The sequence below is a fragment of the Microvirga puerhi genome (assembly GCF_020089865.1).
Lineage (GTDB): Bacteria > Pseudomonadota > Alphaproteobacteria > Rhizobiales > Beijerinckiaceae > Microvirga > Microvirga puerhi.
Map to the genome: position 1 here is coordinate 183,108 of NZ_JAIRBM010000001.1, position 22,389 is coordinate 205,496.

19 protein-coding genes are annotated in these 22,389 nt (G+C 61.0%); 9 read left to right on the plus strand and 10 right to left on the minus strand.

Annotation, left to right across the window (positions count from 1 at the left end; genetic code table 11):
* Positions 1 to 133: 133 nt before the first annotated feature.
* Complete coding sequence (locus K9B37_RS00880) at positions 134 to 1,249, minus strand: DUF2778 domain-containing protein (RefSeq protein ID WP_224310911.1); 1,116 nt, start codon at positions 1,247 to 1,249, stop codon at positions 134 to 136.
* Positions 1,250 to 1,853: 604 nt separating this feature from the next.
* Between K9B37_RS00880 and K9B37_RS00885 the strand changes: the two genes are divergently transcribed.
* Both K9B37_RS00885 and K9B37_RS00890 read left to right on the plus strand, forming a co-directional pair.
* Positions 1,854 to 2,876: a PQQ-dependent sugar dehydrogenase gene (locus K9B37_RS00885; protein ID WP_224310912.1), complete on the plus strand. Its 1,023-nt coding sequence runs from the start codon at positions 1,854 to 1,856 to the stop codon at positions 2,874 to 2,876.
* Positions 2,877 to 3,315: 439 nt separating this feature from the next.
* Positions 3,316 to 4,281, plus strand: a complete 966-nt coding sequence (locus K9B37_RS00890) for an ornithine cyclodeaminase family protein (RefSeq protein ID WP_224310913.1) — start codon at positions 3,316 to 3,318, stop codon at positions 4,279 to 4,281.
* 161 nt (positions 4,282 to 4,442) lie between these two features.
* Here the strand turns inward: K9B37_RS00890 and K9B37_RS00895 are convergent, their stop codons facing one another.
* The gene (locus tag K9B37_RS00895; protein WP_224310914.1) at positions 4,443 to 5,165 is read right to left on the minus strand and encodes a GntR family transcriptional regulator; all 723 of its coding nucleotides are present in this window, start codon (positions 5,163 to 5,165) and stop codon (positions 4,443 to 4,445) included.
* A gap of 147 nt (positions 5,166 to 5,312) precedes the next feature.
* Between K9B37_RS00895 and K9B37_RS00900 the strand changes: the two genes are divergently transcribed.
* The 6 genes from K9B37_RS00900 to K9B37_RS00925 all read left to right on the plus strand — a co-directional run bounded on the left by K9B37_RS00900 (position 5,313) and on the right by K9B37_RS00925 (position 11,567).
* Positions 5,313 to 6,320, plus strand: a complete 1,008-nt coding sequence (locus K9B37_RS00900; protein ID WP_224311183.1) for an ABC transporter substrate-binding protein — start codon at positions 5,313 to 5,315, stop codon at positions 6,318 to 6,320.
* Between the two features lie 65 nt (positions 6,321 to 6,385).
* Positions 6,386 to 7,147: an ABC transporter ATP-binding protein gene (locus K9B37_RS00905; protein ID WP_224310915.1), complete on the plus strand. Its 762-nt coding sequence runs from the start codon at positions 6,386 to 6,388 to the stop codon at positions 7,145 to 7,147.
* Between the two features lie 11 nt (positions 7,148 to 7,158).
* Positions 7,159 to 8,022: an ABC transporter permease gene (locus tag K9B37_RS00910; protein WP_224310916.1), complete on the plus strand. Its 864-nt coding sequence runs from the start codon at positions 7,159 to 7,161 to the stop codon at positions 8,020 to 8,022.
* A gap of 48 nt (positions 8,023 to 8,070) precedes the next feature.
* Positions 8,071 to 9,807, plus strand: coding sequence for an L-arabinonate dehydratase (gene araD, locus K9B37_RS00915; protein WP_224310917.1), 1,737 nt, complete (start codon positions 8,071 to 8,073; stop codon positions 9,805 to 9,807).
* Positions 9,808 to 9,823: 16 nt separating this feature from the next.
* Positions 9,824 to 10,543, plus strand: coding sequence for a ribonuclease activity regulator RraA (locus K9B37_RS00920; protein WP_224310918.1), 720 nt, complete (start codon positions 9,824 to 9,826; stop codon positions 10,541 to 10,543).
* Between the two features lie 133 nt (positions 10,544 to 10,676).
* A complete protein-coding gene (locus tag K9B37_RS00925; RefSeq protein WP_255616315.1) occupies positions 10,677 to 11,567 on the plus strand; it encodes a 2-hydroxyacid dehydrogenase in 891 nt (296 codons plus the stop codon).
* A 19-nt stretch (positions 11,568 to 11,586) separates the two neighbouring features.
* On the opposite strand, the gene K9B37_RS00930 is transcribed toward K9B37_RS00925, so the two are convergent.
* The 7 genes from K9B37_RS00930 to K9B37_RS00960 form a co-directional block, all read right to left on the minus strand.
* Entirely contained in the window at positions 11,587 to 12,864 is a 1,278-nt protein-coding gene (locus K9B37_RS00930; RefSeq protein ID WP_224310919.1) for an MFS transporter, read from the minus strand.
* Positions 12,865 to 12,966: 102 nt separating this feature from the next.
* Positions 12,967 to 14,421, minus strand: coding sequence for an amidohydrolase family protein (locus K9B37_RS00935; RefSeq protein WP_224310920.1), 1,455 nt, complete (start codon positions 14,419 to 14,421; stop codon positions 12,967 to 12,969).
* A gap of 18 nt (positions 14,422 to 14,439) precedes the next feature.
* Positions 14,440 to 16,170 (minus strand): dipeptide ABC transporter ATP-binding protein, encoded by a 1,731-nt coding sequence (locus tag K9B37_RS00940; protein WP_224310921.1) that lies wholly within the window; start codon positions 16,168 to 16,170, stop codon positions 14,440 to 14,442.
* On the minus strand, positions 16,167 to 17,096 hold the full coding sequence (locus K9B37_RS00945; RefSeq protein ID WP_224310922.1) for an ABC transporter permease: 930 nt from the start codon (positions 17,094 to 17,096) through the stop codon (positions 16,167 to 16,169). The genes K9B37_RS00940 and K9B37_RS00945 overlap by 4 nt, the downstream gene beginning before the upstream one ends.
* Entirely contained in the window at positions 17,093 to 18,064 is a 972-nt protein-coding gene (locus K9B37_RS00950; RefSeq protein ID WP_224310923.1) for an ABC transporter permease, read from the minus strand. Before K9B37_RS00950 ends, K9B37_RS00945 begins: the two co-directional genes overlap by 4 nt.
* Positions 18,065 to 18,116: 52 nt before the next feature.
* Positions 18,117 to 19,685, minus strand: coding sequence for an ABC transporter substrate-binding protein (locus K9B37_RS00955; protein WP_224310924.1), 1,569 nt, complete (start codon positions 19,683 to 19,685; stop codon positions 18,117 to 18,119).
* A 203-nt stretch (positions 19,686 to 19,888) separates the two neighbouring features.
* Positions 19,889 to 20,587: a GntR family transcriptional regulator gene (locus tag K9B37_RS00960; protein WP_439651665.1), complete on the minus strand. Its 699-nt coding sequence runs from the start codon at positions 20,585 to 20,587 to the stop codon at positions 19,889 to 19,891.
* A 198-nt stretch (positions 20,588 to 20,785) separates the two neighbouring features.
* Between K9B37_RS00960 and K9B37_RS00965 the strand changes: the two genes are divergently transcribed.
* Entirely contained in the window at positions 20,786 to 21,979 is a 1,194-nt protein-coding gene (locus tag K9B37_RS00965) for an amidohydrolase family protein (RefSeq protein WP_224310926.1), read from the plus strand.
* A gap of 102 nt (positions 21,980 to 22,081) precedes the next feature.
* On the opposite strand, the gene K9B37_RS00970 is transcribed toward K9B37_RS00965, so the two are convergent.
* Positions 22,082 to 22,366 (minus strand): hypothetical protein, encoded by a 285-nt coding sequence (locus K9B37_RS00970; RefSeq protein WP_224310927.1) that lies wholly within the window; start codon positions 22,364 to 22,366, stop codon positions 22,082 to 22,084.
* Positions 22,367 to 22,389 lie beyond the last annotated feature (23 nt).

The following is a 22,389-nucleotide window of genomic DNA, read 5'->3' on the forward strand; positions in this document are numbered from 1 at the left end:
CCACGGCTGAGCAGGCCCGCATCCATAGCCTCAATTTGCGGCGAACGATCGTATGATCGCGGCGCGTCTCTGCAGCTCCGACCATAAACGGATTGGAGCGCTTCTTTAAGGTTGTGCTAGGTCAAAGCTATTCTCAGCCGTCGCGTCGCGTACCAGCGCGATTGTTGACGATGCGCGGCAGCGTATCCTGCTTGTATCCGGTTACGACGACGATGCGCCTGACTTCGCCCCGAAGATAGGCCTGGAGAAACCGGTCGTAGTTTCGGAAGGAGATACAACCGTTCGAGTCTCCGTTTGGTCCGAGCATGTATGTGTGGGCCAGAATGCCATCGCGGCCATGGATCGCGGAGCTGCCGCCCACCGGATTCATGCGCAAGGCACGGACGCCGTGAAAGAGCTGTTCGCGTTCCGTGAGGACGTAAGTGCCAGGCGGCGTCGGACCACGCATCCGTACATGGACGTAACGTGGGTCGTCGAGTTTGTCACCAAGGCCGGAATGAGCCTCGAGCCTCTCGCCATTCGGCATGACGACGACCTTCGCGCTGATGTCATATACGGCGGTTCCATCGCTTGGCACTGCGCCGGGATTGGAGCCGAAGCGGGCGCTCGGCGCGATACTGCCGGTACCGTTTTCCAGAGCGGCGTAGCTCAATGCGGAGGGCGGTGGAGACGCTGGCTTGATGCCGAACAGCTTTTCTATGAGGGAGGGATTGCTGGGCGGCGTGGTTGGCGTCGCTGCGCTTGTAGCGGTAGGCGGTGCCGCGCTGGCCACCTGCAGGGCTGCGACAGGCTTAGGAGCGCGCAGATCGACGGGTCGTGGCACAGGGAGCGGCACGGGCTGCAGCGTCTGGGCAGTCCGCAATGGCGGGAGCGGCGGCAGTGGCAGTACAGGCTCTTCTGATATCGGCTGCGCGGAAGGCGCGAGGCTCGCTTCTTGCAGGGTGGGCGGCGCCCTGAATGTGGCCGAGAGTGGCGCGTTGTGCGAAAAGTCGCGTGCTCCGGGAGCCAGGATGGGCGCAGGATCGATGAATGCCTGGTCATAGATCACGATGGAAGGTGTCGCAGCGGGTTGGTGCGTAGCCATCGGGACTGCGACATTGCTCGCGTCGGGCGCTTCTTCGCGCGCCGGGCGATCGATCAAGAACGCGACGGGACTTGCTAGAGCCGCCAAGAAGATGGCCGTCAGAAGGTGAGGGGACCGATTCCGGCGCCGGGCGCGGCCGCCGGATGGATAGACGTTGTGCACCATAGTGGACTCTACGCAACACCAAGACAGCGCACGACGCGCCCCAACCAATGGTGGGAGCGAGCAGCGAACCGCTCAGAGGATTGAGGTCGCCGTGCAGGAGGGAAAAATACACACGACGCCATTAAAGGACGGCGTGGTTAAATTATGGATAACCGGCGATGTCATCGGCACCCGATGCCGCAGGATCTGCGACATCTCGACTGCCTCAAGGCTTCGACTTCTGCGTGGGAGGAAGCAGAAGATGGCGATGCTCGGGGCTGATCTCTTCGGAAGGTAGGCGACAATTTGCCTCTTACGTCCAAGCGCTGGGAAATGAGGCCACAGGGTCGTTCTCATTCGCGGCCATAGGCTGTTGAGGTTTAAACGCGCCGAGAGGCAGCAGCCCACGCAAGAATAGACTCACCGTGCAGTACGACAACCGCTGGGTCATGGCGGCCTCCGGAAGAGAACGTGACCCATGGTGAGCCTGGGGCGGCTCGGCTGATGTGCTCTACCGCACAGCGACAGGTGAAAATCCCTCGGGAGGGGTAGGGATACCTATGAAGCGCGGAATCCTGGGAACCGTCGTCGCCGAGACGTAGTTCCCGTAAATCCGGAGGTGACGATGCGTTTCGCGAGGTCGCCCTATCACTTGGCCGCTGGCTTTGCCCTTGCAGCCTTCCTGTCGGCCCCGTCCATTGCGGCCAACGGTCCGCAGGGGGCCAGCGTCGAGGTCTTCGCTCAGGTGCCGCAGGCCCGTTCGCTCTCGGTCTGCGGCGGTGCCCTCTATGTCGGCACCAAGGGCAAAGCGGTCTATGGCTTACCGATATCTGGTGGGCGCCCTGTCCAGGCCGCTTCCGGGCTTATCGCCCCCAATGGCGTCGCGTGTCTGGGGGACAGGCTCTACGTCGCCTCGCGCGATCGGATCTCGGCATTTACGCCCTCGCCCGACGGCCATCTTGCCAATCGGGTCGACGTTTATGTCGGGCTGCCGGACATTGCCCACCATGGCCTTCGCTATATCCGGGCAGGTCCGGACGGGCGGCTCTATGTGTCCATCGGCTCCCCCTGTAACATTTGCCGGCCGGAGGGCATACAGGGGACGATTGTCAGCCTCACCCCTGACGGCAAGGATCTGCGTCGGGTCGCATGGGGCGTCCGCAACTCGGTCGGGTTCGACTGGAGCGGCGGCAACATGTACTTTACGGACAATGGCGCCGATGGGATGGGCGACGACATCCCGCCAGATGAGTTAAACGAACTCCGGTCAGGTGCCTTCTACGGCTTTCCTTACTTTGGTGGCCGGGTACGGCTGAAGGGCTTCGAGAACGCAACACCGCCGGCCGAGCAGACCCCGCCGATCTATGAGTTTCAGGCTCATGTTGCGACCCTCGGTATTCATTTCTATCACGGCAGCATGTTTCCCGATCTCCAGGGCGAGGCGCTGATTGCCGAGCACGGGAGTTGGGACCGCAGTGTTCCCGTCGGATATCAGGTCGTACGATTGCGCCTCGGGAGCGGGCGTTCGGGTAATGGCCAGAGTTTCCTGAGTGGCATTGGCCGTCCTGTCGATGTCAAGGAGTTACCGGACGGATCGATCGTCGTGTCCGACGATACGGGTGGGCGAATCTGGCGCGTGCGACGCTGATCGGGCTCTTGGGACACCCAATGGTGCATTGCGGAATCATCCTCCTTGATTTCAGGGTTAACCCGGATTGGCAGGAAGCGCGCCGCGGTTAGAGTGATTGTTGCAGCGCAACTCCTGCCCCCGGAGCGGTCTCTCCCTGAGCTGCAGACCTCAGCCGTCTCAGGACGGCTCTTTTTTTGCCTTGAGCAGGCGATTGACCCCGCGCATTGTTCCCGTGTTATCTCATCGCCGGAACCAGGTGCGTCTGGCTCTGGGACATGAGAGCCTGGTCCGTGGGCCGCGCTTCTCAAGCCCCCTGATCAAAATCAAGCCTCCTGTCTTGTAGTCGGCCTACTGGCCTAGTCTCCCATTAAGTGGTTGATGCGGCTCATATTTTCGATAAACCGGCCGGTGAACTCGATGCGCCAGCGCCCTCTATTTTTCTTAAAGTACGAAGGCCATGAGTAAGCTGCTTTATCTTTCGAAGGATGACATAGCCGCGCTGGGCATAAGCCCGCGGGCTGCGCGTGAGGCGCTGGCACACGCTTTCCGACTCCATGCTGCGGGGAAGACACACGTTCAGCCGAAGCTCACGGTGCCGATCGGCGCGGGACATTTTTTCCAGTCTCTCTGCGCTGCCATGCCTGATCCGCCGTTTGCGATGACGAAATGGGTCGGAGTCGCTGCAGATAACAGCGCGCGCGGTCTGCCGAACGTCAATGGCTTGATCGTCGTGAGTGATTTCAGCACGGGTGTTCCAGTTGCAATGCTGGATGGCACCAGCATTACTGTGCTGCGTACCGCGGCCATGTCGGCCCTTGCGGCTCAATATCTCGCGCGTCCCGACAGCACGACTATCGGGTTCGTCGGCTGCGGTGCACAAGCGTACGGCCATCTGGAAAGTCTTCGGGACCTGCTTCCGGAACTGCGCAAAGTCGTCTGCCGTTCGCGTAGTCGCGTCTCGGCGGAAAAATTCGTCGGGTTTGCAAGGGAGGCGGGTTTCGAGGCCGAGATCGCGATGGACCTTGACGAAGTGCTTGCTTGCGATGTTGTCGTCACGACAGTTCCGGCCCAGCCTGAGCTCGAGCCCTTCGTCGATGCTACTCTCTTGAAGCCTGGATGCTTCGTCTCAGCGGTCGACCTCGGGCACCCCTGGCGCGGCGAAAGCTTGCGCATGATCGATATTCTGGCCACCGACGATCATGCTCAGGCCGCCGATCCAGCCAATCGCGCCCGGCTCCGTCACCAGGGACCTTTTGATGTGGACCTGGCATCTCTAGTATCTGGGACTGCTGCGGGTCGTCGGACCGAAGAGCAGCGGGCCATGTTCCTTTTCCCCGGCCTCGCGCTCGGCGATCTTGCCGTCGCTGCTGCGGTCGTCGCCGAGGCCCGTCGAACAAGGCGCGGAGTGTACCTGCCACTGTAAGGAAGATGCTTGGCGGACAGTGCCGTTATCGGTGGCAAAATCATCGCCATGTCCAGCCGATCGTGCTCTAGAGCGTCGGGTATTCGCCTCACGATCTATGACTTAGTGCCTCAGGGGAATGTACCTCCGAGAATGTCGGAGGCATCGATCCTACTTGGCGTCTACTGTCTTACATAGCCAGGATATCGCGCGCTGATCTCGTCGACGTGAGAGAGTGTGCCCGATAAATGATCGCGAAGATGCTGCTGGGCAGCATCGGGCTTGCCGTCAGCGACGGCTTGGACGATCAGCTTGTGATGCTGCATGATCCCTTGAATTTTGCCCGGGGAGGGGAGGTTGAGCCGGCGGAGACGGTCGATGTGGCCACTGCGGCTGCGTACCAGCAGCCAGAGATCCTGCATATGGGCCGCTTCATAAAGACTACGATGAAGGTCTTGATCGGCAGCTTCAAACGCTCGTAGATCCTGTGCATCCATCAGAACTTGCTGCTGGGCCAGGATGCCGTTCAGTCGTGCGATCAGGCGAGGCTCTGGCGCGAGGGCCAGGCTTCGGACGATCTCAAGTTCTAAGGAGCGCCGGAGGAAATGTGCCTGACGGGCGAGGGTGAGATCAATCCGGCTCACTACAGTGGCATGCTGTGGGAAGACCTCGACGAGACCTTCCTCCTCCAGACGCATGAGAGCATCGCGGATCGGGGTAGAACTGACGCCAAACTGGTTTGCGAGGGTGGTGCGCGAGAGCGCGGTACCGGGTGTAAGCTCCAGGGACAGAATAGCATCCCGCAGGCGCTCGAACACCTGCGGTGCCGCTTGGCGGCGACGCTCCAGGCGTTCCGTGCTCTGGAGAGGATGCGACTGCTTCAATGCTTGTCGGGATGACGTCATGCAGAGACCTAATATCTTATGAAGCTCTTATAGCATACTTGTCGTAGATGCACTAATGCATTAGTGTATGAGATGCCGGTTGGACATCCGGTAATCACCAGAACCTCCGCCAAGAGGGGTCATTGAGGAAGCACCATGAAAAATCAGATGAGGCGTCTCGGCGCTGGGATTGTTGCCGTCGTCGGGCTCATAGCCTTGGCCGGTACGGCATCAGCCCAACAGAAGACGGAGATCTCGATCACTCGCCAACCAGGCATTCTCTATTTGCCGACCCACATCATCGAGAAACAGCAGCTTATCGAAAAACATGCCGCCCGCCTCGGGCTGCCGGAGCTGAAGACCAAATGGGTCACCTTCAGCGGCGGCGGCGCTCAGACAGATGCGCTTCTGTCCGGCGGCGTGGACATGGTGAATACCGGCGTTGGCAACCTGCTGCTGCTGTGGGATCGCACCAAGGGCGGCGTGAAGGGCATCGTCGCCACTTCGGCCCAGCCACTCGCCCTCGTGACTCATGATCCTAAGATCAAGTCGCTGAAGGATTTCGGATCCGGCGACAAGATCGCAGTGCCGACCGTAAAGGTTTCAACCCAGGCCATTCTGCTCCAGATGGCAAGCGCCAAGGAGTTCGGCGCCGACCAGTGGTCGAAGCTCGACGCCAATACGGTCCAGCTCGGTCATCCCGACGCGGTCGTAGCGATGACGAACCCTCAGCACGAGGTGAAGAGCCATTTCGCTGCACCGCCCTTCCAGTATATCGAGATGAAGACAGTTCCCGGCGCGCGCATCATTCTGCAATCGCCCGACATTATCGGCGGCCCGCTGACCCAGGGCCAGTTCTTTACGACCACTAAGTTCGCCGAGGCCAACCCGAAGGTTGTCGAGGCAGTTCGTGCGGCCTCCAAGGAAGCGCAGGATTTCATTCGCAGCAACACTAAGGATGCGGTGGATATCTACAAGGAAATCACCGGCGATAAAACCAATGCCGAGGATCTGCTCGCGTGGCTCAAAGAGCCCGGCATGATGGAATGGAACCTTGAGCCGCAGGGTACGATGAAGTTCGCTGAACATCTCTATAAGATCGGGACGCTCAAGACCCAGCCGAAGTCCTGGAAGGACTTCTACCTGCCGATCGCGCACGATCTCAGCGGCAGCTGATCGGGCCGTGCGCCCCGCGAAAGGAACGGGGCGCACATCGCATTCTCCATTTCAGGTATCCGTTCATGTCCGCTCTTCTCGATGTCAGCGGGGTGACTCTGCGCTACAAGACGCCCAGCGTCCTTGTGACAGCGACCGATCGTGTCAGCTTTCATGTCAATCAGTCGGACCGTTTCGTGCTGCTTGGGCCTTCCGGCTGCGGCAAGTCCACGCTCCTTAAGGCCGTCGGCGGCTACCTCAATCCGAGCGAGGGCAAGATCCGCATCAAGGGGCGGGAAGTCGCGGAGCCCGGCGCCGACCGGATGATGGTCTTTCAGGAGTTCGATCAGCTTCTGCCATGGAAGACGGTTCTCGAGAACGTGATGTTCCCGCTTCTCGTGGCCCGCAAGCTGCCGCGCAAGGAAGCAGAGGACAAAGCACGCGCCTATATCGAGAAGGTCAATCTCACCCGTGCGCTCGACGCCTATCCTCACACGCTCTCCGGGGGCATGAAGCAACGCGTCGCGATTGCGCGAGGCATGGCGATGGAGCCGGACATCCTGCTCATGGACGAGCCCTTCGCAGCGCTCGATGCCTTGACACGCCGCACCTGCCAGGACGAGCTTCTACAGCTCTGGGAGGAGACCAAGTTCACGGTTCTCTTTGTCACGCATTCGATCGCCGAGGCGATCAAGATAGGCAATCGCATCCTGCTTCTTTCGCCCCATCCCGGCCGTGTTAAGGCGGAGGTAAACGACGTCGATCGCGTCTCGCCGACGGATGGCAGTGCGGGCCAGCTTGAGAAACATATCCACGAACTTCTGTTCGCGGAACATGCCGCACACTAGGGATGACGCTCATGGGCAATGCACAGATCGTGATGCGCGCCGACACGGGACCGGCGCAGGAGCACGTGGGTGAAGTGGAGCGCAAGCTCAGCACTCTGGAGCTCATTTGGGGCAGTGGGTTCGTCCGCAAGGCGGCGATTATCATCTTTCTCGGAATTGTCTGGGAGGTTTACGGTCGCTATCTCGACAACCCACTCCTCTTCCCGACCCTGAGCGATACGCTGTCCACAATGGTCGACCGGATTGTCGATGGTACTCTTCCGGCGCGGGCCTGGACATCTCTCAAGGTGTTGCTAATGGGGTATGCGTCTGGCGTGACGCTTGCCGCGGTCTTGACGATCCTCGCCATAAATACCCGCATTGGCACTGACTTTCTCGAAACGATGACGGCAATGTTCAACCCTCTGCCAGCCATCGCTTTGCTTCCGCTGGCCCTGATCTGGTTCGGGCTCGGCAACGGCAGCCTGGTCTTCATTCTCATTCACTCAGTCCTGTGGGCGGTCGCGCTCAATACCCATTCAGGTTTTCTTGGCGTGTCGCAGACCTTGCGCATGGTTGGCCGTAACTATGGCCTGAAAGGACTCTCCTACGTTTTCAAGATCCTTGTTCCGGCTGCCTTCCCGTCGATTTTGACGGGATTGAAGATAGGTTGGGCCTTTGCTTGGCGCACGCTGATCGCAGCGGAGCTCGTCTTTGGCGTATCGTCGGGGCAGGGCGGTCTTGGCTGGTTCATCTTCGAGAATCGAAATTTGCTCGACATTCCATCCGTGTTCGCAGGTCTTCTGACCGTGATAGTGATCGGTCTCGTCGTCGAGAATCTGATCTTCAAGACCATCGAACGCAAAACTATTCGAAAATGGGGGTTCCAGAGCTGAGCATGTGTCCGGCTCTGACCTTTCCGACTTTCAACGGATATTGATGTTATGACCGTCAAAAAGAGGCCTGAGACACTCAGGAGTGCGCGCTGGTTTGCACCCGACGATCTACGGGGGTTCGGCCACCGCTCTCGCATGATGCAGATGGGTTATGCGCCAGAGGACTGGGTCGGGCGACCCGTTATCGCGATCCTCAACACATGGTCGGATATCAATCCATGCCATGCTCATTTCAAGCAGCGCGTCGATGATGTGAAACGAGGCGTGTTCCAAGCTGGGGGCTTTCCGGTGGAATTGCCCGGGATTTCCCTTGCCGAGCAATATGTCAAGCCGACGACGATGCTCTACCGCAACCTGCTCGCCATGGATGTGGAAGAGCTTCTGCGATCCCATCCGGTCGACGGTGTGGTGCTGATGGGTGGCTGCGATAAGACCACGCCTGCACTCCTCCTGGGCGCCACCAGCGCCGGTCTGCCGGCAATCTATCTGCCGGCGGGGCCGATGCTGCGCGGCAACTGGAAGGGCAAGATTCTCGGTTCTGGCTCCGATGCGTGGAAATACTGGGACGAGCGCCGCGCCGGCAAACTCACGGATGCCGACTGGCTGAACATGGAGGCAGGTATCGCCAGAAGCTATGGAACTTGCATGACCATGGGAACTGCAAGCACCATGACCGCGATTGCCGAGGCTATTGGGATGACGCTCCCAGGGGCCTCCTCGATTCCGGCAGCGGATGCCAACCATGTCCGTATGAGCGCCGAGTGCGGCCGCCGGATCGTCGAGATGGTCTGGGAAAACTTGACGCCCGACAGGATCCAGACGAGGGAAGCCTTCTTGAACGGTATTGCGGTTGCGATGGCCATGGGATGTTCGACGAATGCGATCATCCACCTGATCGCCCAGGCGCGCCGCGCCGGACAAGATATCGGGCTTGATGACTTTGAGATCGCCAGCCGCAAGGTGCCCGTCATCGCAAATGTGCGGCCGAGCGGCGATAAATATCTGATGGAAGATTTCTTCTATGCGGGTGGCCTACCTGCATTGATGACACGCATCAAGGATTATCTGCACCTCGATGCGCTCACTGTGAACGGCAGGACCCTCGGCGAGAATATCGCGAGAGCCGAAGTCTATAACGACGATGTCATCCGCTCGGTCGACAAGCCGATCTATGCGGAAGGAGCTCTCGCCGTTCTCAAAGGCAATCTTGCCCCCGACGGCTGCGTGATCAAACCGAGCGCTTGTGATCCACGATATCTGAAGCACACCGGTCCTGCCATGGTATTCGACGATTACCCCTCCATGAAGGCGGCCATCGACGATGAGGACTTGGACGTGACCGCCGATCATATTCTGATCTTGCGCAACGCCGGCCCGCAAGGCGGTCCAGGCATGCCCGAATGGGGTATGTTGCCGATCCCGAAGAAGCTCGTGAAGCAGGGCGTGCGCGATATGTTGCGCCTGTCTGACGCCCGCATGAGCGGCACGAGTTACGGTGCCTGCATTCTGCATGTCTCACCGGAATCCTATATCGGTGGGCCTCTCGCGCTGGTGCAGACCGGTGACATGATCTCGATTGATGTCGCAGCGCGCACGATCAATTTGGATGTATCGGACGTCGAGCTGGAGCGCCGCCGTACAGCCTGGATTCCGCCGGGGCCGCGCTATGAGCGTGGCTATGGCTGGATGTTCACGCGACATATCAAGCAGGCCCATGAGGGCTGCGACTTCGACTTTCTGGAAACGGGCTTCGGTGCTCCCGTTGGCGAGCCCGCCATCTTCTGAAATTCTGGAGACGATCATGACGAAGCTCAAGTCTGAAACACGTGAAAAGCTGAAGGGCGTCAGCACTGCGACGCTCTGCACGGCACTGTTCAAACGCGGTCTGCGGAATCAGTTCATTCAGGAGGTCCGGCCGCTCAATCCCAATCTCGGCAACATGGTGGGCGAGGCCTTCACCCTTCGCTATATCCCAGCCCGGGAGGACCTGAACCCGATCAGCGTGTTTCAAGATCGTGGGCATCCTCAGCGAAAGGCCGTCGAGGAGTGTCCTCCGGGCGCTGTGATGGTTATCGACAGTCGCAAGGATGCCCGCGCTGCATCGGCCGGCGGAATCCTGGTGTCACGGTTGATGAAACGCGGCGTTGCGGGTGTCGTCACCGATGGCGGTTTCCGAGACTCGCCGGAAATCGCCCAGCTTGCCATGCCGGCCTACCACGCCCGTCCATCAGCGCCGACCAATCTCACCCTGCATCAGGCACTTGACATCAACGTGCCGATCGGTTGCGGCGACGTGCCGGTGTGGCCCGGCGACGTAGTGGTGGGCGATGCCGAGGGCGTCGTGATCGTTCCGGCACATCTCGCTGACGAGATCGCGGATGAAGCAGTCGAGATGACGGCTTTTGAGGATTTCGTCCAGGAAGAAGTTTTGAAAGGTCGCTCGATCCTCGGCCTTTACCCCGCAACCGATCCACAGACTCCGATCGATTTCGCTGCATGGCGCAAAGCGAACAATCGCTGACCGAAGCCTTCAATGAGATGACCTCTTGAGGAGCGCAAGGAGCGTGGCATCCATGATCAAGGTCTTCTATAATAGCAAGCGGACTCATGAGATCTACGACCTCATGGAGCGCCGAAAGCCTCCGGGCATCGAATTGGTGCTGCTCGAAAATGACGATGACGAGGAGCGCGTCGCCAAGGTGCATGATTGCGATGCCATCATCGCCGCGGCAACACGACTGACCCGACGCACTATCGATGCAGCACCACGGCTGAAGCTGGTTCAGCACCAGGGTGTCGGCTATCACGATACCGTCGATGTTTCGGCGCTCATTGAGCGCGGGATCAGACTTGCGGTCAGCACGGCTGGAACCGTCGGCGTGGCGGAGCACGCGGTGATGCTGGCGTTGGCCGCCGCTCGTCGCGTCACATTTGCCGATGCGGAACTTCGAGTCGGTCAATGGCATGCCAATAGCCTGCGACCGGTTTCAATGGAGTTGGCTGGGAAGGCCATTGGCTATGTCGGCATGGGCCGCATCGGATACGCCGCGGCCGAGCGATTCAGCGGCTTCAAGACCAAGGGGTTTTATTCGGATCCCAATGTGCGTCTCTCGCCCGATCGCGAGGCGGCGCTGAATCTCGAACCAGCCTCTCTTAACCGAATTTTGGAGGAGGCGGACGTGGTAACACTCCACCTGCCACTGACGGAAGAGACGCGCGATTTGATTGGCCAAGAGGAACTTGCGCGGATGAAGCCACGCTCCATCCTTATAAACACTGCACGCGGAGGGATTGTAAGCGAGATGGCGCTTGTCGAAGCTCTAAAGGAGGGCCGGCCAGGTGCGGCGGGAATCGACGTCTTTGAAACCGAGCCACTACCTCCCGGTCATCCTTTGACGAGACTGCCCAATGTCGTTCTTACTCCCCACATCGCGGCCGGAACTTGGGATTCCTTGGTAGGCAAGATGGACACGGTTCTTACCAACATCGCGGCCTTCTTCGAGGGAAAACCCTTACAGAATGAAATAGTGCTCGGCCCGGGATAGAGCGAACCCACGGGCTTGATCAGCGGAATGCATCGACTGCGCGCGGGCGCTGGCGCACGTCTGCTGATCGAGTGAGCACGAAGCTCGGTTTTGCGGCACGCAATCCAAACATAGTGCATAAGGCGGCAATGGCGAGAAAGAACGTGATGGGTCCTTCCGAGCCCTCGCCGAGGCCTCGCAGAATGCCTATCGCGAAAGGCCCGAGCGAAGCTCCAAGATAGCCGATGCTCTGCGACATGCCTGAGAGCATAGCTGCCGCCTCAGCTGAAGGCGAGCGTAGGGAAATGAAGAGCAGTGCAAGACCGAAGAGGCCCCCTTGGCCGAGGCCGAGCACAAGCGCCCAGAAGATGCGCCCCACCACCGGTGCATAAAGCAGGCCGAGGAATCCGGCGATTGTGGCTCCAAGTACCAAGAGCACCAACGGGGCGGACGAGATCCGGCGGGCCGCCATCGCTGGCACGAGCAGGGCGGTGATCGTCTGCGCGAGAATCGAAATGGAGGTCACCACGCCCGCCTCCGTTCCACCATACCCGCGTGCCCGTAGGAGGGTCGGCAGCCAGCCGAGGACGATGAACGCAAGTCCGGCCTGGAGGCCCATGAAGGCCGTCACGTTCCAGGCCATCCTATCGCGCAATAGCGTAGAGAAATGTGGGAGTCTGGCCATCCGAGCGGCGCGGTGTGAGACGAGTGTCAGACCGCCCCAGGCAAGTGCCGTTGCGAGCGCCGGCAAGGACCAGATCGCGAGTGCGGAAGTCCAGCTACCTGTCATTCGCTCAAGCGTCGGGGTGAAGCCGGCAGCACTCGCACCACCAATACTCATCGCCATAGTGTAGAGCCCGGTAGCAATTCCGGCCCGGTCGGGGAAGTCGCGGCGAATGACTACGGGTAGAAGGACACCCGCCATGCCGATCGCGGCGCCCGCAATCAACGTGCTGACGATGAGCCCCCCGGCAGAGGCTTGGCTACGCAAGGCGAGGCCTGTGAATAGCAGCAGAAGGAGCAGGGCAATCGTACGCTCCAGGCCAAGCCGCCCCGCGAGCCATGGAGCGATAGGGCCGAAGATCCCGAAGCATAGGACAGGGGCGGTGGTGATGATGCCCGACCAAAGCCGGCCTGCGCCGAGATCTTGGTCCACATCGGCCAGCACGGTGGCAAGGCTCGTCAGAGCCGGCCGCATGTTAAACGCTCCGAGAAGAAGGCACAGACCCGTGAGCAGCAGCAGCCTCGTCAGGGAAGCCTGCCGGACTTTGGGATGTGCTGCGACATAGGATGTCTGTTCGATCTTAAAGCGGTTCAAGGGAGCAAAGCCTCGTCTTTTACGGCCGCTGGTGGAGCGGCCACTGTTCATAATTGTCGTGCCGAAGATTGGAGAGGCGGCAGCTGGCCTCTTTCCAGAGCGTCAGTGTTCGATCTGATCCGTCGCTCGCACGTGCCGCCAGAACATCTTCGGTGTCTCCAGCATGAAGCGGAAGCCGGTGCGGTCGAGCATCGCCTCCGTCTCACGTTGCGCATCGTCGAGGATCTCATCCTCGTCCACGAAGGTTGCCTTGCGGCCTTCAAGAGCGATGCGACCATCGACGATGACAGTGTCGACGTCGTTGCCGTTGGCGAAATAGATGAGCCGGAATACTGGCATGTTGAGGGGATAGAGATGCGGCCTGCGCAGATCGAGCAACACCAGGTCCGCCTTCTTGCCCACTTCGAGGGAGCCGATGTCCTTTTCCATGCCAAGCGCCTTGGCGGCATCGATCGTGCACATCTCCAGCACCCGGCCCGGCGGCAGCCAAGTAGGATCCTTGAAATAGGTGCGGTGATAATGCATGCATTGCTGCATGTGGCGAAACATGTCGGCGGAGCGGTCCGGTGCTGTCGCGTCCGACCCGAGGCAGACATTGGCGCCTGCTTCCAGCAGTTCCGGCACCGGGCAACGTCCAAGGATCGACGCGATGGCGCTGGGATTGTGGGCGATATGCGTTCCCGTGTCGGCGACGATGCGGATTTCCTCGTCAGTCAGATCAGTCGAGTGGGACAGAAGTGCGTTGGGGCCTAGGATCCCGAGTTCCTTGGCATAGGCGACGCTGCCCTTGTTGTGACCGTCCTGGGTGAAGACGAGGCCGGCCTCACGGGCGAGATCGGCGGTCATCCGCGCCTGACGCCGGGCCTCGTCCAGATTTGCCGCGCCGAGCTGTTCAAGATGCTCGGGACGCAGGGTCGGGGTGATGAGGGCGATGTTGAGGCGGCCATTATGGCGACCATGCCATGTCTCTATCAGGGTCAGGCAGGTTTCGAACTGCTCTTCGAAAGTGACCGGTCTCTCTTCCGCCTTGCCATCGACAAACCGCGCATAGGTGCGCGGATGCGGCGGCCGTGTCGGGCCGACGGCGACCACGGAACGTGTGCCGACCTCCCGGACGCCTTCGCAATGGGCATCGCCGTAGACTGGCTCATCGGTGCGCAGAATCGTGTCGCCGCCGCCGAGCAGGGAGACGCCTGTGGTGACACCGAAGCGCAGGCGCTCGAGCGCGGCGAGGCGCGCTTCCGCCCGCCAGAACTCTGGCGTCGAGGCTACTGTGTAGGCTTTGCCGCAGGCCTCGTACCATTGCTCGCTGTCACCGCCGGCCATGGTCTTTATCAGGCCGTGTCCGGCATGAGCATGGCCATCGATCAGGCCCGGCATGACGATCTTGCGACTTGCATCGATCACGGTCGGCGCCTGGTGCTTTGCCAGCACTTCTTCGGTCGTGCCGACGGCGACGATCCTGTCCCTGTCGATCGCGACGGCGCCGTCCTCGATGACCCGCCGCTGCGGATCCATCGTCACGACGATGCCATGGGTGATGATGATATCGGCCATTGAACAAAACTCCGGTCGTCAAGCAGCTTGGATTTCGCCGCGAATGCGGTCGAGGGTCGGAACGAGGGAGATGAGCTCCTTCGTATAGGGATGCTGGGGTGCCGCGAACAACGTCTCGGATGCGGCCTCTTCCAATAGCCTTCCGCGTTGCATGACGGCGACGCGGTCACACATCTGGCGCACCACCGCGAGGTCGTGGCTGATGAGCAGTAGCGTCAGGCCTGTGGCATCGCGCAGATCCTTGAGCAGATTGAGAATCTGGGCCTGCACCGAGACATCGAGGGAGGAAGTCGGTTCGTCGCAGACGATGAGCTTGGGCCGTGCGCCGAGCGCGCGGGCAATGGACAGGCGCTGCCGCTGGCCGCCGGAGAAGGCATGCGGGAAGCGTTGCGCCGCTTCCGCCTCAAGGCCGACGGCCTCGATGAGCTGATCCACGTCCCGTGCAGCTTCCGCCTTCGTTGCGGCGAGGCGATAGAAAAGGATAGGTTCCGCGAGGATGGAGCCGATCCGCAGGCGGCTGTTGAGGGAGGAATAGGGGTCCTGGAAGATCATCTGGATCGCCTGCCGCAGCGGTCCGGCGCGGCGGGCGCCACCTTCTCCGGCGACGACCGCGTCGCGATAGACGACGCGCCCGGATGTCGGGCGAACGAGGCCGGAGACGACATTGGCGATGGTGGTCTTGCCGCACCCGGATTCGCCGACGAGGCCGAAGACCTCGCCGCTGCGCACCGCGAAACTGACCTTGTCTACGGCGCGGAAGCGGTGTCCCGTCGATCCAGGCAGCCAGCCGCCGGTCACGTAGTCGACGCAGAGATTCTCGACGGAGAGGATCGGAGTTCCGTCCGCGATCGTGTCGGTTCGCTCCGCCTTCGCCCGCAGCGCAGTGCGGGCATCCTCGGCGCGGCCCTTGCCTTCCTGGCCGAGGACCGGGAAGCGGTCGAGCCGCGCGTCGATGCGTGGCACCGCCCCGATCAAGGCCTTTGCGTAGGGCGCCTTCGGGTGACGCAGCACTTCGGCGGTCGGGCCGGTCTCTACCACCTTGCCGCGGTGCATGATTGTCACCCGGTCGGCGATCTGCGCCACGACGCCCATGTTGTGCGTCACGAGAAGAATGCCAATGCCACGCTGATCGGGGAGATCGCGCAAAAGCGTGAGGATCTGCGCCTGCACGGAGACATCGAGGGCGGTGGTCGGTTCGTCGGCGACAACGAGTTTCGGATCGCATGACAGAGCTGCAGCGATCACCACGCGCTGGCGCTGACCGCCCGAGAGCTGATGCGGATATGCCTTGAGGCGCCGCTCCGGCTCCGGAATACCGACCGCTTTCAAAAGCTGGAGCGCGCGGGCGCGTGCCGCCGCCTTGTCCAGCTTGAGATGCGTCCGCATCGTCTCGGTGAGCTGGCTCTCGATGGTGAAGAGCGGGTTGAGGCTCGTCATCGGGTCCTGGAACACCGCGCCGATATCGCGGCCGAGCACTACGCCTTCCGCTGAGCCGGTCAGGGGATCGAACAGCTTGCCGCCGATACGGATCGTCCCAGCGGCGATGCGGCCGGGCTTTTCGAGGAGACCCATCACGGCATTGCCGATGGTGGTCTTGCCGGCGCCCGATTCGCCGACGAGGGCGTGGATCTCACCAGGTTCAATGACGATCGAGGCGTTCTCTACCGCCGTGAAGGTGCTGCCGTTGGCGAGCGGATATTCGACGCGCAGATTGTCGATGGCGAGAACGGGAGGTTGGAGGGTGCTCATCGTTTCACCCGCAGCTTGGGATTGAAGCGGTCGCGGAGCCAGTCGCCCACGATGTTAACCGCCAGGACCAGGATCACCAGGGTCAGGGCCGGAAAGAGAGCGATCCACCAGATCCCGGAGAAGACGAACTCGTTGCCGATGCGGATTAGCGTCCCGAGGGACGGATAGGTGGGCGGCATGCCGACGCCGAGGAAGGACAGTGTCGCTTCCGTCAGCACTGCCGCTGCGAGATTGATGGTAGCGATCACCAGGACCGGACTCATCACATTCGGCAGGATGTGGCGCAGCATGATCCGCCCCGGCGGAAGGCCGATCACCTTCGCGGCGCGGACGTAGTCCTTGGCGGTTTCGACCATGGTCGCGGCGCGCACCGTGCGGGCATATTGCACCCATTCGTGAATGGCGATGGCGCAGATCAGGATGACGGGCGCCCATTGGGCCGTCGCCGCGCCGGGAAAGAGCGCGCGGGCAATGCCACTCACCAGTAGTGCGAGCAGGATGGTGGGGAAGCTCAGGATCACGTCAGCGACGCGCATGATGACCGCATCGACCTTGCCGCCGAAATAGCCGGCGAGCAGGCCCAGGATCACGCCGAGCGTCGCCGCCACGAACACCGCGCCGCCGCCGATGGCGATGGAGACGCGCGCGCCATAGAGCATGGCGGAGAGGAGATCGCGGCCCTGGTTGTCTGTGCCGAGCAGGAAGTGGCTATCGCCCTCGGCCGTGAAGGCCGGCGGCAGTTCCGCATTGATCAACTCGAAGCTGGCGAGATCCGTCGGATCATAGGGCGCGATCCACGAGGCCATCAGGGCGCAGCCGACGATGACGAGCGCCAGGAGCGCGGCGATCATCACGGAGATCGGAGCACCGATCCGGGTGATCAGGCTCGGCGATGTGTGACGAGGGGAGGAAGCGAGCGTTTTCATGCGGACCTCGCACGCAGGCGCGGATCGACGACCGCGTAGAGGATGTCGACCACGGTGTTGATGAGAACGAAGAGCAGACCGACGAACAGGAGATAGGCGGCCATGACGGGGATATCGACGAAGCTGACGGCCTGGATGAAGAGCAGGCCCATGCCTGGCCACTGGAACACCGTCTCGGTCACGATGGCGAAGGCGATGAGCGAGCCGATCTGCAGGCCGGTGACCGTGATCACCGGCATCAGGGCATTGCGGAGCGCCAGATGAAAATGGATGTAGCGCTTGGGCAGGCCGCGGGCCTTGGCGAAGCGGATATAGTCGCTGGAGAGCACGTCGATCATCTCGGCGCGCACGAGACGCATGATCAGGGTGAGCTGATAGAGCGCGAGCGTGATGCCCGGCAGGATCAGCGCCTTGAGGCCGCTCAAGGTGAGAAGGCCGGTGCTCCACCATCCGAGATCCACCACCTGGCCACGACCGAAGGAGGGCAGCCAACCGAGACTGACGGCAAAGACCAGGATCAGCACGATACCGGTAACAAAGGTCGGTGTGGAAATGCCGATGAGAGAGAGCGCCTGTACGAGCCGCGCAGCTGCCCCGTTCGGCTTCAAGGCACATAAGACTCCAAGCGGGATCCCTAATGCGAGCGATAGAACCGTAGCGACGAAAACGAGCTCAAGGGTGGCAGGTAGTCGCTCGGCAATGAGCTGAGTGACGGGGCGCTGATTGCGGTAGCTGATGCCGAGATTACCGGAGAGGGTGTTCTCCAGGAAGCAGCCGTACTGCACGACGACGGGCTGGTCGAGGCCCAGCGAGCGGCGCAGCTCCGCCTTTTCCTCGGCGCTGGCATTTTCCCGCGACATGGAAGCCACCGGGTCGCCTACATAACGGAACATGACGAAGGACAACGCCGAGACGACGAGCATCACCAGTGCCGCTTGTCCGAGACGGGACAGAAGAACTTTCAACATGGGTGCCTCCTGCGGCCCGCCGGGACGGGCCGCACAAGTATCGGGAGAAGGCTTATTTCACGTTGGCGAACCAGAGACGGACATATTCGTCCGGGAACTGGGGCACTTCGACGCCGTCACGAACGGCCCAGGCCACGGGCTGCTGGTGAATCGGGATATAGGCCACCGTGTCGCGCGCGACCTTCAGGGCTTCGACCAGCATGGCCCGGCGCTTTTCTTCATCGAGTTCCACTGCCGCCTTGCGGGTCAGTTCCTCGATCTTCGGATTGCTGTAAGCGCCAGAATTCGAGCCGCCATAGCCCTCCTTCTGCTCGGTCAGCAGCGATGCAAGGACGCTGAACCCATCCATGGGAGGCAGCGTTGCCCAGCCCACCATGGAGACATCGAATTCGCCACGGTCCTGGCGAGGGAAGTAGGTGGCACGGGATTCCGTCTGCAGCTCGGTCTGGATGCCGACCTTCGTCCACATGGACGCGATGGCGACGCAGATCTGCTCGTCGTTGATGTAGCGGTCGTTCGGGCAGTTGAGCTTGGTCTTGAACCCGCTCGGATAGCCTGCTTCAGCGAGAAGCTTCTTAGCCTTCTCTGGGTCGTAGCCGAAGGTCTGGTCATTGTCCTTGGAATAGCCGGGTACCGGCGGTGCGACGAGGGTCCCTGTGTTACGGGATTTGTCTCGCATGACGCGCTTCTTGATCGCCTCGAAGTCGATGGCGTGCCACATGGCTTGGCGCACCTTGAGGTCGAGCGCCGGGTTCTTCTGCCCCGGCATCGCCTTGAGCTCTGGCCGGAAGCTTAAGGATAGCATGATGAGGCGAAGCGACGGCTCCTCGATCACTTTGAAGCCGGAGGAGCTGCCGATCCGTTGCAGATCCTGCAGGGGCGCGGGAGCGATCAGGTCGAGCTCGCCGGAGAGCAGCGCAGCAACCCGGGTTGCGTCCGACTTGATCGGCTTGAATTCGATGCGGTCGAGATTGTGCTGGGGCTTATCCCACCAATTGGGATTGACCACGAAGACGGTCCCCGCATCCGGCTTGTAGGATTCTATCTTGAACGGCCCGGTGCCGATGGCGGTCGTCGAGGCGGCCGTGGTGACGCCGGTTGCGATATTGCCGGGCTTCAGGGAATCATTCGCCTCCATCCACTTCTTGTCCATGATGTAGACGCCCGCAAGGTCGTTGAGGAGGAGCGGGTAGGGACCCTTCGTCGTGATGTCGACCGTGTAATCGTCGACCTTCTGTGCCCCGGTCACCGTGGCGATGTTACTCCGCGCCCGCGCGCCAGGGTCGAGATTCCGGTTGATCGAGGCGACTACGTCGTCGGCGGTGAAAGGATCGCCGTTGTGAAACTTTACATTTCGGCGCAACTCGAAGCGCCAGGTATCGGGCTTCACCGTTTTCCAGCTCACCGCCAACGCCGGCTCGATCTCCAGGTTGCGGCCGCGGCGTACGAGCGGATCGAACACGTGGTGCAGCATGCTCGTGGTGAAGCTCTCTGTGTGTGCATACGGGTCGAGCGTCGTAATGTCGGTCGGCGAGGACCATCGCAGGGTCTTCGCATCTGCCGCGAAGCCCAGCAATGCTCCCATGGCTACGGTCAGACTAAAGGCGAGCCTTCGTTTCATTCTAAGCCTCCGTTGAACCCTCTGTTTGGATTTATTGTATCCAATAAAAATAAAATTTGCATACAATAGTGGGGGCGTCAATTCCGCTTCGTTAGGATGCTAGTGGCTGCGTCCGAAGGGCGCGCAGGGCGCAGCTCTCCTGAGCGGCTGGACAGGCCGCAGGAGGTCCGAAGGGGATTTCAGATGGCTGGCTGGAGAGCGTTTTAGCCCGCGTAGCGGTCGAGGATCGAACGGATGTCGCGGTGCTTGTCCGAGTTGGAGGAGAGAAGGGCCCTCTCCGTCACGGCCTGGAGATGATGGTCCATTGCCTTCGTGGCGCGGTCGGCGTCACGGGCGCGCAGAGCGTCGACGATCTGTTGATGCTCGTTGATCGAGCAATCCGATGAATGCGGGCGGCTATAGAGCGCCAGGATCAGGGAGCAGCGAGAGACGACCTCGTCCACATAGCGGGCAAGCACTCCGTTGCCCGACAGCTCTGCCAGGAGAATGTGAAATTCGCCTGCGAGACGGATCGCAGCCGGGCCATCATGGGCGCCAGCCTTCGCCTCCAGGGCGACATGCTGTTCCAGCATGGCGAGGTCCCGATCGGTGATCCGTTCAGCCAGACGCGCGAGCACCTGCCGTTCAAGGCACATCCGCGCCTCGAAGACGTCATGCGCCTCCGACAGGCTTGGCTGGGCGATGGTCGCCCCCTTGTTGGGCTGGAGGTCCACAAGACCTTCCGCATTCAGCTTGGCAAGGGCAGCGCGGACGATAGTCCGGCTGACGCCGAACCGCTCGCCGATCACATCCTCCGTCAGCTTGTCTCCAGGCATCAGGGCCTGCTCGATGATGGCGCGACGCAGTCCGGAATAGACGGATTCGCTCCTGGATCCGGAGGTTTTCGAAGGATGGTTGGGCATGCTCGACGGGACTGAGGGGGCAAGATGAGCTCGCCACCATTTAGTATCCATTTCGATCTCGCACCAAGAGCCAATTTGAAAAAGTATTTGCATCCATCATTGTATACAATAGGCTCGATTTGAGAAGCGATTCTTTCGCCCTCAGCGGCTGGATATTTGGCGGCAAGGCACCTCTGCCGAGTTCGTGAGGACCAAGATATGAATGGCAATTTGCATGTCACCCGGATTCGGCCCATGGGAAAGGCAGCCACAAGCCTGACCGTGACGGGCGGTCGCATCACCGCTTATGGGGAGCCTGCGCCAGCCGGATTTGAAAGTATCGATGGGAGGAATGCGGTTCTCATCCCTGGCCTCGTTGAGGCTCATACTCACCTCGACAAAACTCTGCTTGGCATGGGCTGGTATCGCAATGAGGTAGGGCCAAGGCTCATTGACAAGATTGAGAATGAGCGTGCCGAGAAGAAGCGCCTTAGGATAGATCCTGCACGGCAATCTGCCCGGCAAGCGATCCTGTCGGTCTCTAAGGGAACCACGGCCATCCGGTCGCATGTCGACGTGGACACGGAGGCTGGGGTTGCCGGGGTCGAGGGCGTCCTACGCACGAGCGAGATCTATCGCGATATCGTCGACATCGAGATCGTCGCCTTCCCGCAAAGTGGCATGCTCATCCGACCCGGCACGGTGGAACTGATGGAGGAGGCCCTGAGGCTCGGCGCTCATGTGGTTGGTGGCCTTGATCCTTCCGCCATCGATCGCGATCCCAAAGGACATCTCGACGTGGTCTTCGGCCTTGCCGAGCGCTTTGGCGTGCCGGTGGATATTCATCTCCACGAGCCGGCGGAATTGGGTGCGTTCTCGATGGAATTGATCATCGAACGCACGCGCGCGCTTGGTATGCAGGGGGAGGTCACCATCAGTCATGCGTTTTGTCTTGGCATGGCCGATCAGGACTATGTCGCGAATCTCATCGACGCTCTCGCCGAGGCAAAGGTTCACATTCTGACCACGGCACCTGCCGGGCGTCCGGCGCCGCCCGTCAAGCGCCTCATGGAGGCTGGCGTCGTAATAGCAGCGGGCTCCGACGGTGTGCGCGATACCTGGGGCCCATATGGCAATGCGGACATGCTCGAGCGCGCCGTATTGGTGGGCCTGCGCAACAATTTTAGGCGAGATGACGAGGTGGCGCTGGCCCTCGAAACGTGCACGACTGGGGGCGCCCGACTCATGGGCCTGAAGGACTACGGCCTTGCGCCCGGCTGTAAGGCAGATTTTGTTCTGCTCGATGGCGAGACCCTTGCAGAGGCGATTGTCAGTCGAGCACCACGCCAACTCGTCGTCAAAGGCGGAAACGTGGTCGCCCGCGATGGGCATACGTGCTCGAAGGCTCCATAAGAGTAGGTAGAAGCTGCTGCTGAGCGCCCTGTGGGTTCACAGGCAAGCGTTCCTGCGGCTGGGTAGCCTGGAGCTACGAGAGCTCAATCGACGATATCGCCGTCAGAAGTCCTCGGTTCCATCCTGGCAGCGATAGCCGACGAAACACTGGGCCGTATCGAGGCTCGGCACATATGCCACCTCCGGATACTGATCGACTTGGCAGTAGCGGCCATCTCGCACGAAGCGATTATAGGTGTACTGGCCTGTGCTCAGAACGACGGCTCCGCGCGAATTCACCAGCGCCCGATCCGCTGCGCAGGGACGCTCCGCTGTCGACGGGCCAGCCTGCGCCAATGCTGCCGTTGTCGCGATGGTGAATGCTACAATAGCGGTCACACGCATCATGATGCTCTCTCCTTTGCGGGCGT

Excerpts from the sequence above, each read along its gene's own strand:
- K9B37_RS00940 (WP_224310921.1), bottom strand. The coding sequence starts at position 16,170 with ATGAGCACCCTCCAACCTCCCGTTCTCGCCATCGACAATCTGCGCGTC.
- K9B37_RS00885 (WP_224310912.1), top strand. The coding sequence starts at position 1,854 with ATGCGTTTCGCGAGGTCGCCCTATCACTTGGCCGCTGGCTTTGCCCTT.
- K9B37_RS00945 (WP_224310922.1), bottom strand. The coding sequence starts at position 17,096 with ATGAAAACGCTCGCTTCCTCCCCTCGTCACACATCGCCGAGCCTGATC.
- K9B37_RS00900 (WP_224311183.1), top strand. The coding sequence starts at position 5,313 with ATGAGGCGTCTCGGCGCTGGGATTGTTGCCGTCGTCGGGCTCATAGCC.
- K9B37_RS00910 (WP_224310916.1), top strand. The coding sequence starts at position 7,159 with ATGGGCAATGCACAGATCGTGATGCGCGCCGACACGGGACCGGCGCAG.
- K9B37_RS00935 (WP_224310920.1), bottom strand. The coding sequence starts at position 14,421 with ATGGCCGATATCATCATCACCCATGGCATCGTCGTGACGATGGATCCG.
- K9B37_RS00905 (WP_224310915.1), top strand. The coding sequence starts at position 6,386 with ATGTCCGCTCTTCTCGATGTCAGCGGGGTGACTCTGCGCTACAAGACG.
- K9B37_RS00955 (WP_224310924.1), bottom strand. The coding sequence starts at position 19,685 with ATGAAACGAAGGCTCGCCTTTAGTCTGACCGTAGCCATGGGAGCATTG.
- K9B37_RS00970 (WP_224310927.1), bottom strand. The coding sequence starts at position 22,366 with ATGATGCGTGTGACCGCTATTGTAGCATTCACCATCGCGACAACGGCA.
- K9B37_RS00890 (WP_224310913.1), top strand. The coding sequence starts at position 3,316 with ATGAGTAAGCTGCTTTATCTTTCGAAGGATGACATAGCCGCGCTGGGC.
- K9B37_RS00965 (WP_224310926.1), top strand. The coding sequence starts at position 20,786 with ATGAATGGCAATTTGCATGTCACCCGGATTCGGCCCATGGGAAAGGCA.
- K9B37_RS00950 (WP_224310923.1), bottom strand. The coding sequence starts at position 18,064 with ATGTTGAAAGTTCTTCTGTCCCGTCTCGGACAAGCGGCACTGGTGATG.
- K9B37_RS00960 (WP_439651665.1), bottom strand. The coding sequence starts at position 20,587 with ATGCCCAACCATCCTTCGAAAACCTCCGGATCCAGGAGCGAATCCGTC.
- K9B37_RS00880 (WP_224310911.1), bottom strand. The coding sequence starts at position 1,249 with ATGGTGCACAACGTCTATCCATCCGGCGGCCGCGCCCGGCGCCGGAAT.
- K9B37_RS00895 (WP_224310914.1), bottom strand. The coding sequence starts at position 5,165 with ATGACGTCATCCCGACAAGCATTGAAGCAGTCGCATCCTCTCCAGAGC.
- araD (WP_224310917.1), top strand. The coding sequence starts at position 8,071 with ATGACCGTCAAAAAGAGGCCTGAGACACTCAGGAGTGCGCGCTGGTTT.
- K9B37_RS00920 (WP_224310918.1), top strand. The coding sequence starts at position 9,824 with ATGACGAAGCTCAAGTCTGAAACACGTGAAAAGCTGAAGGGCGTCAGC.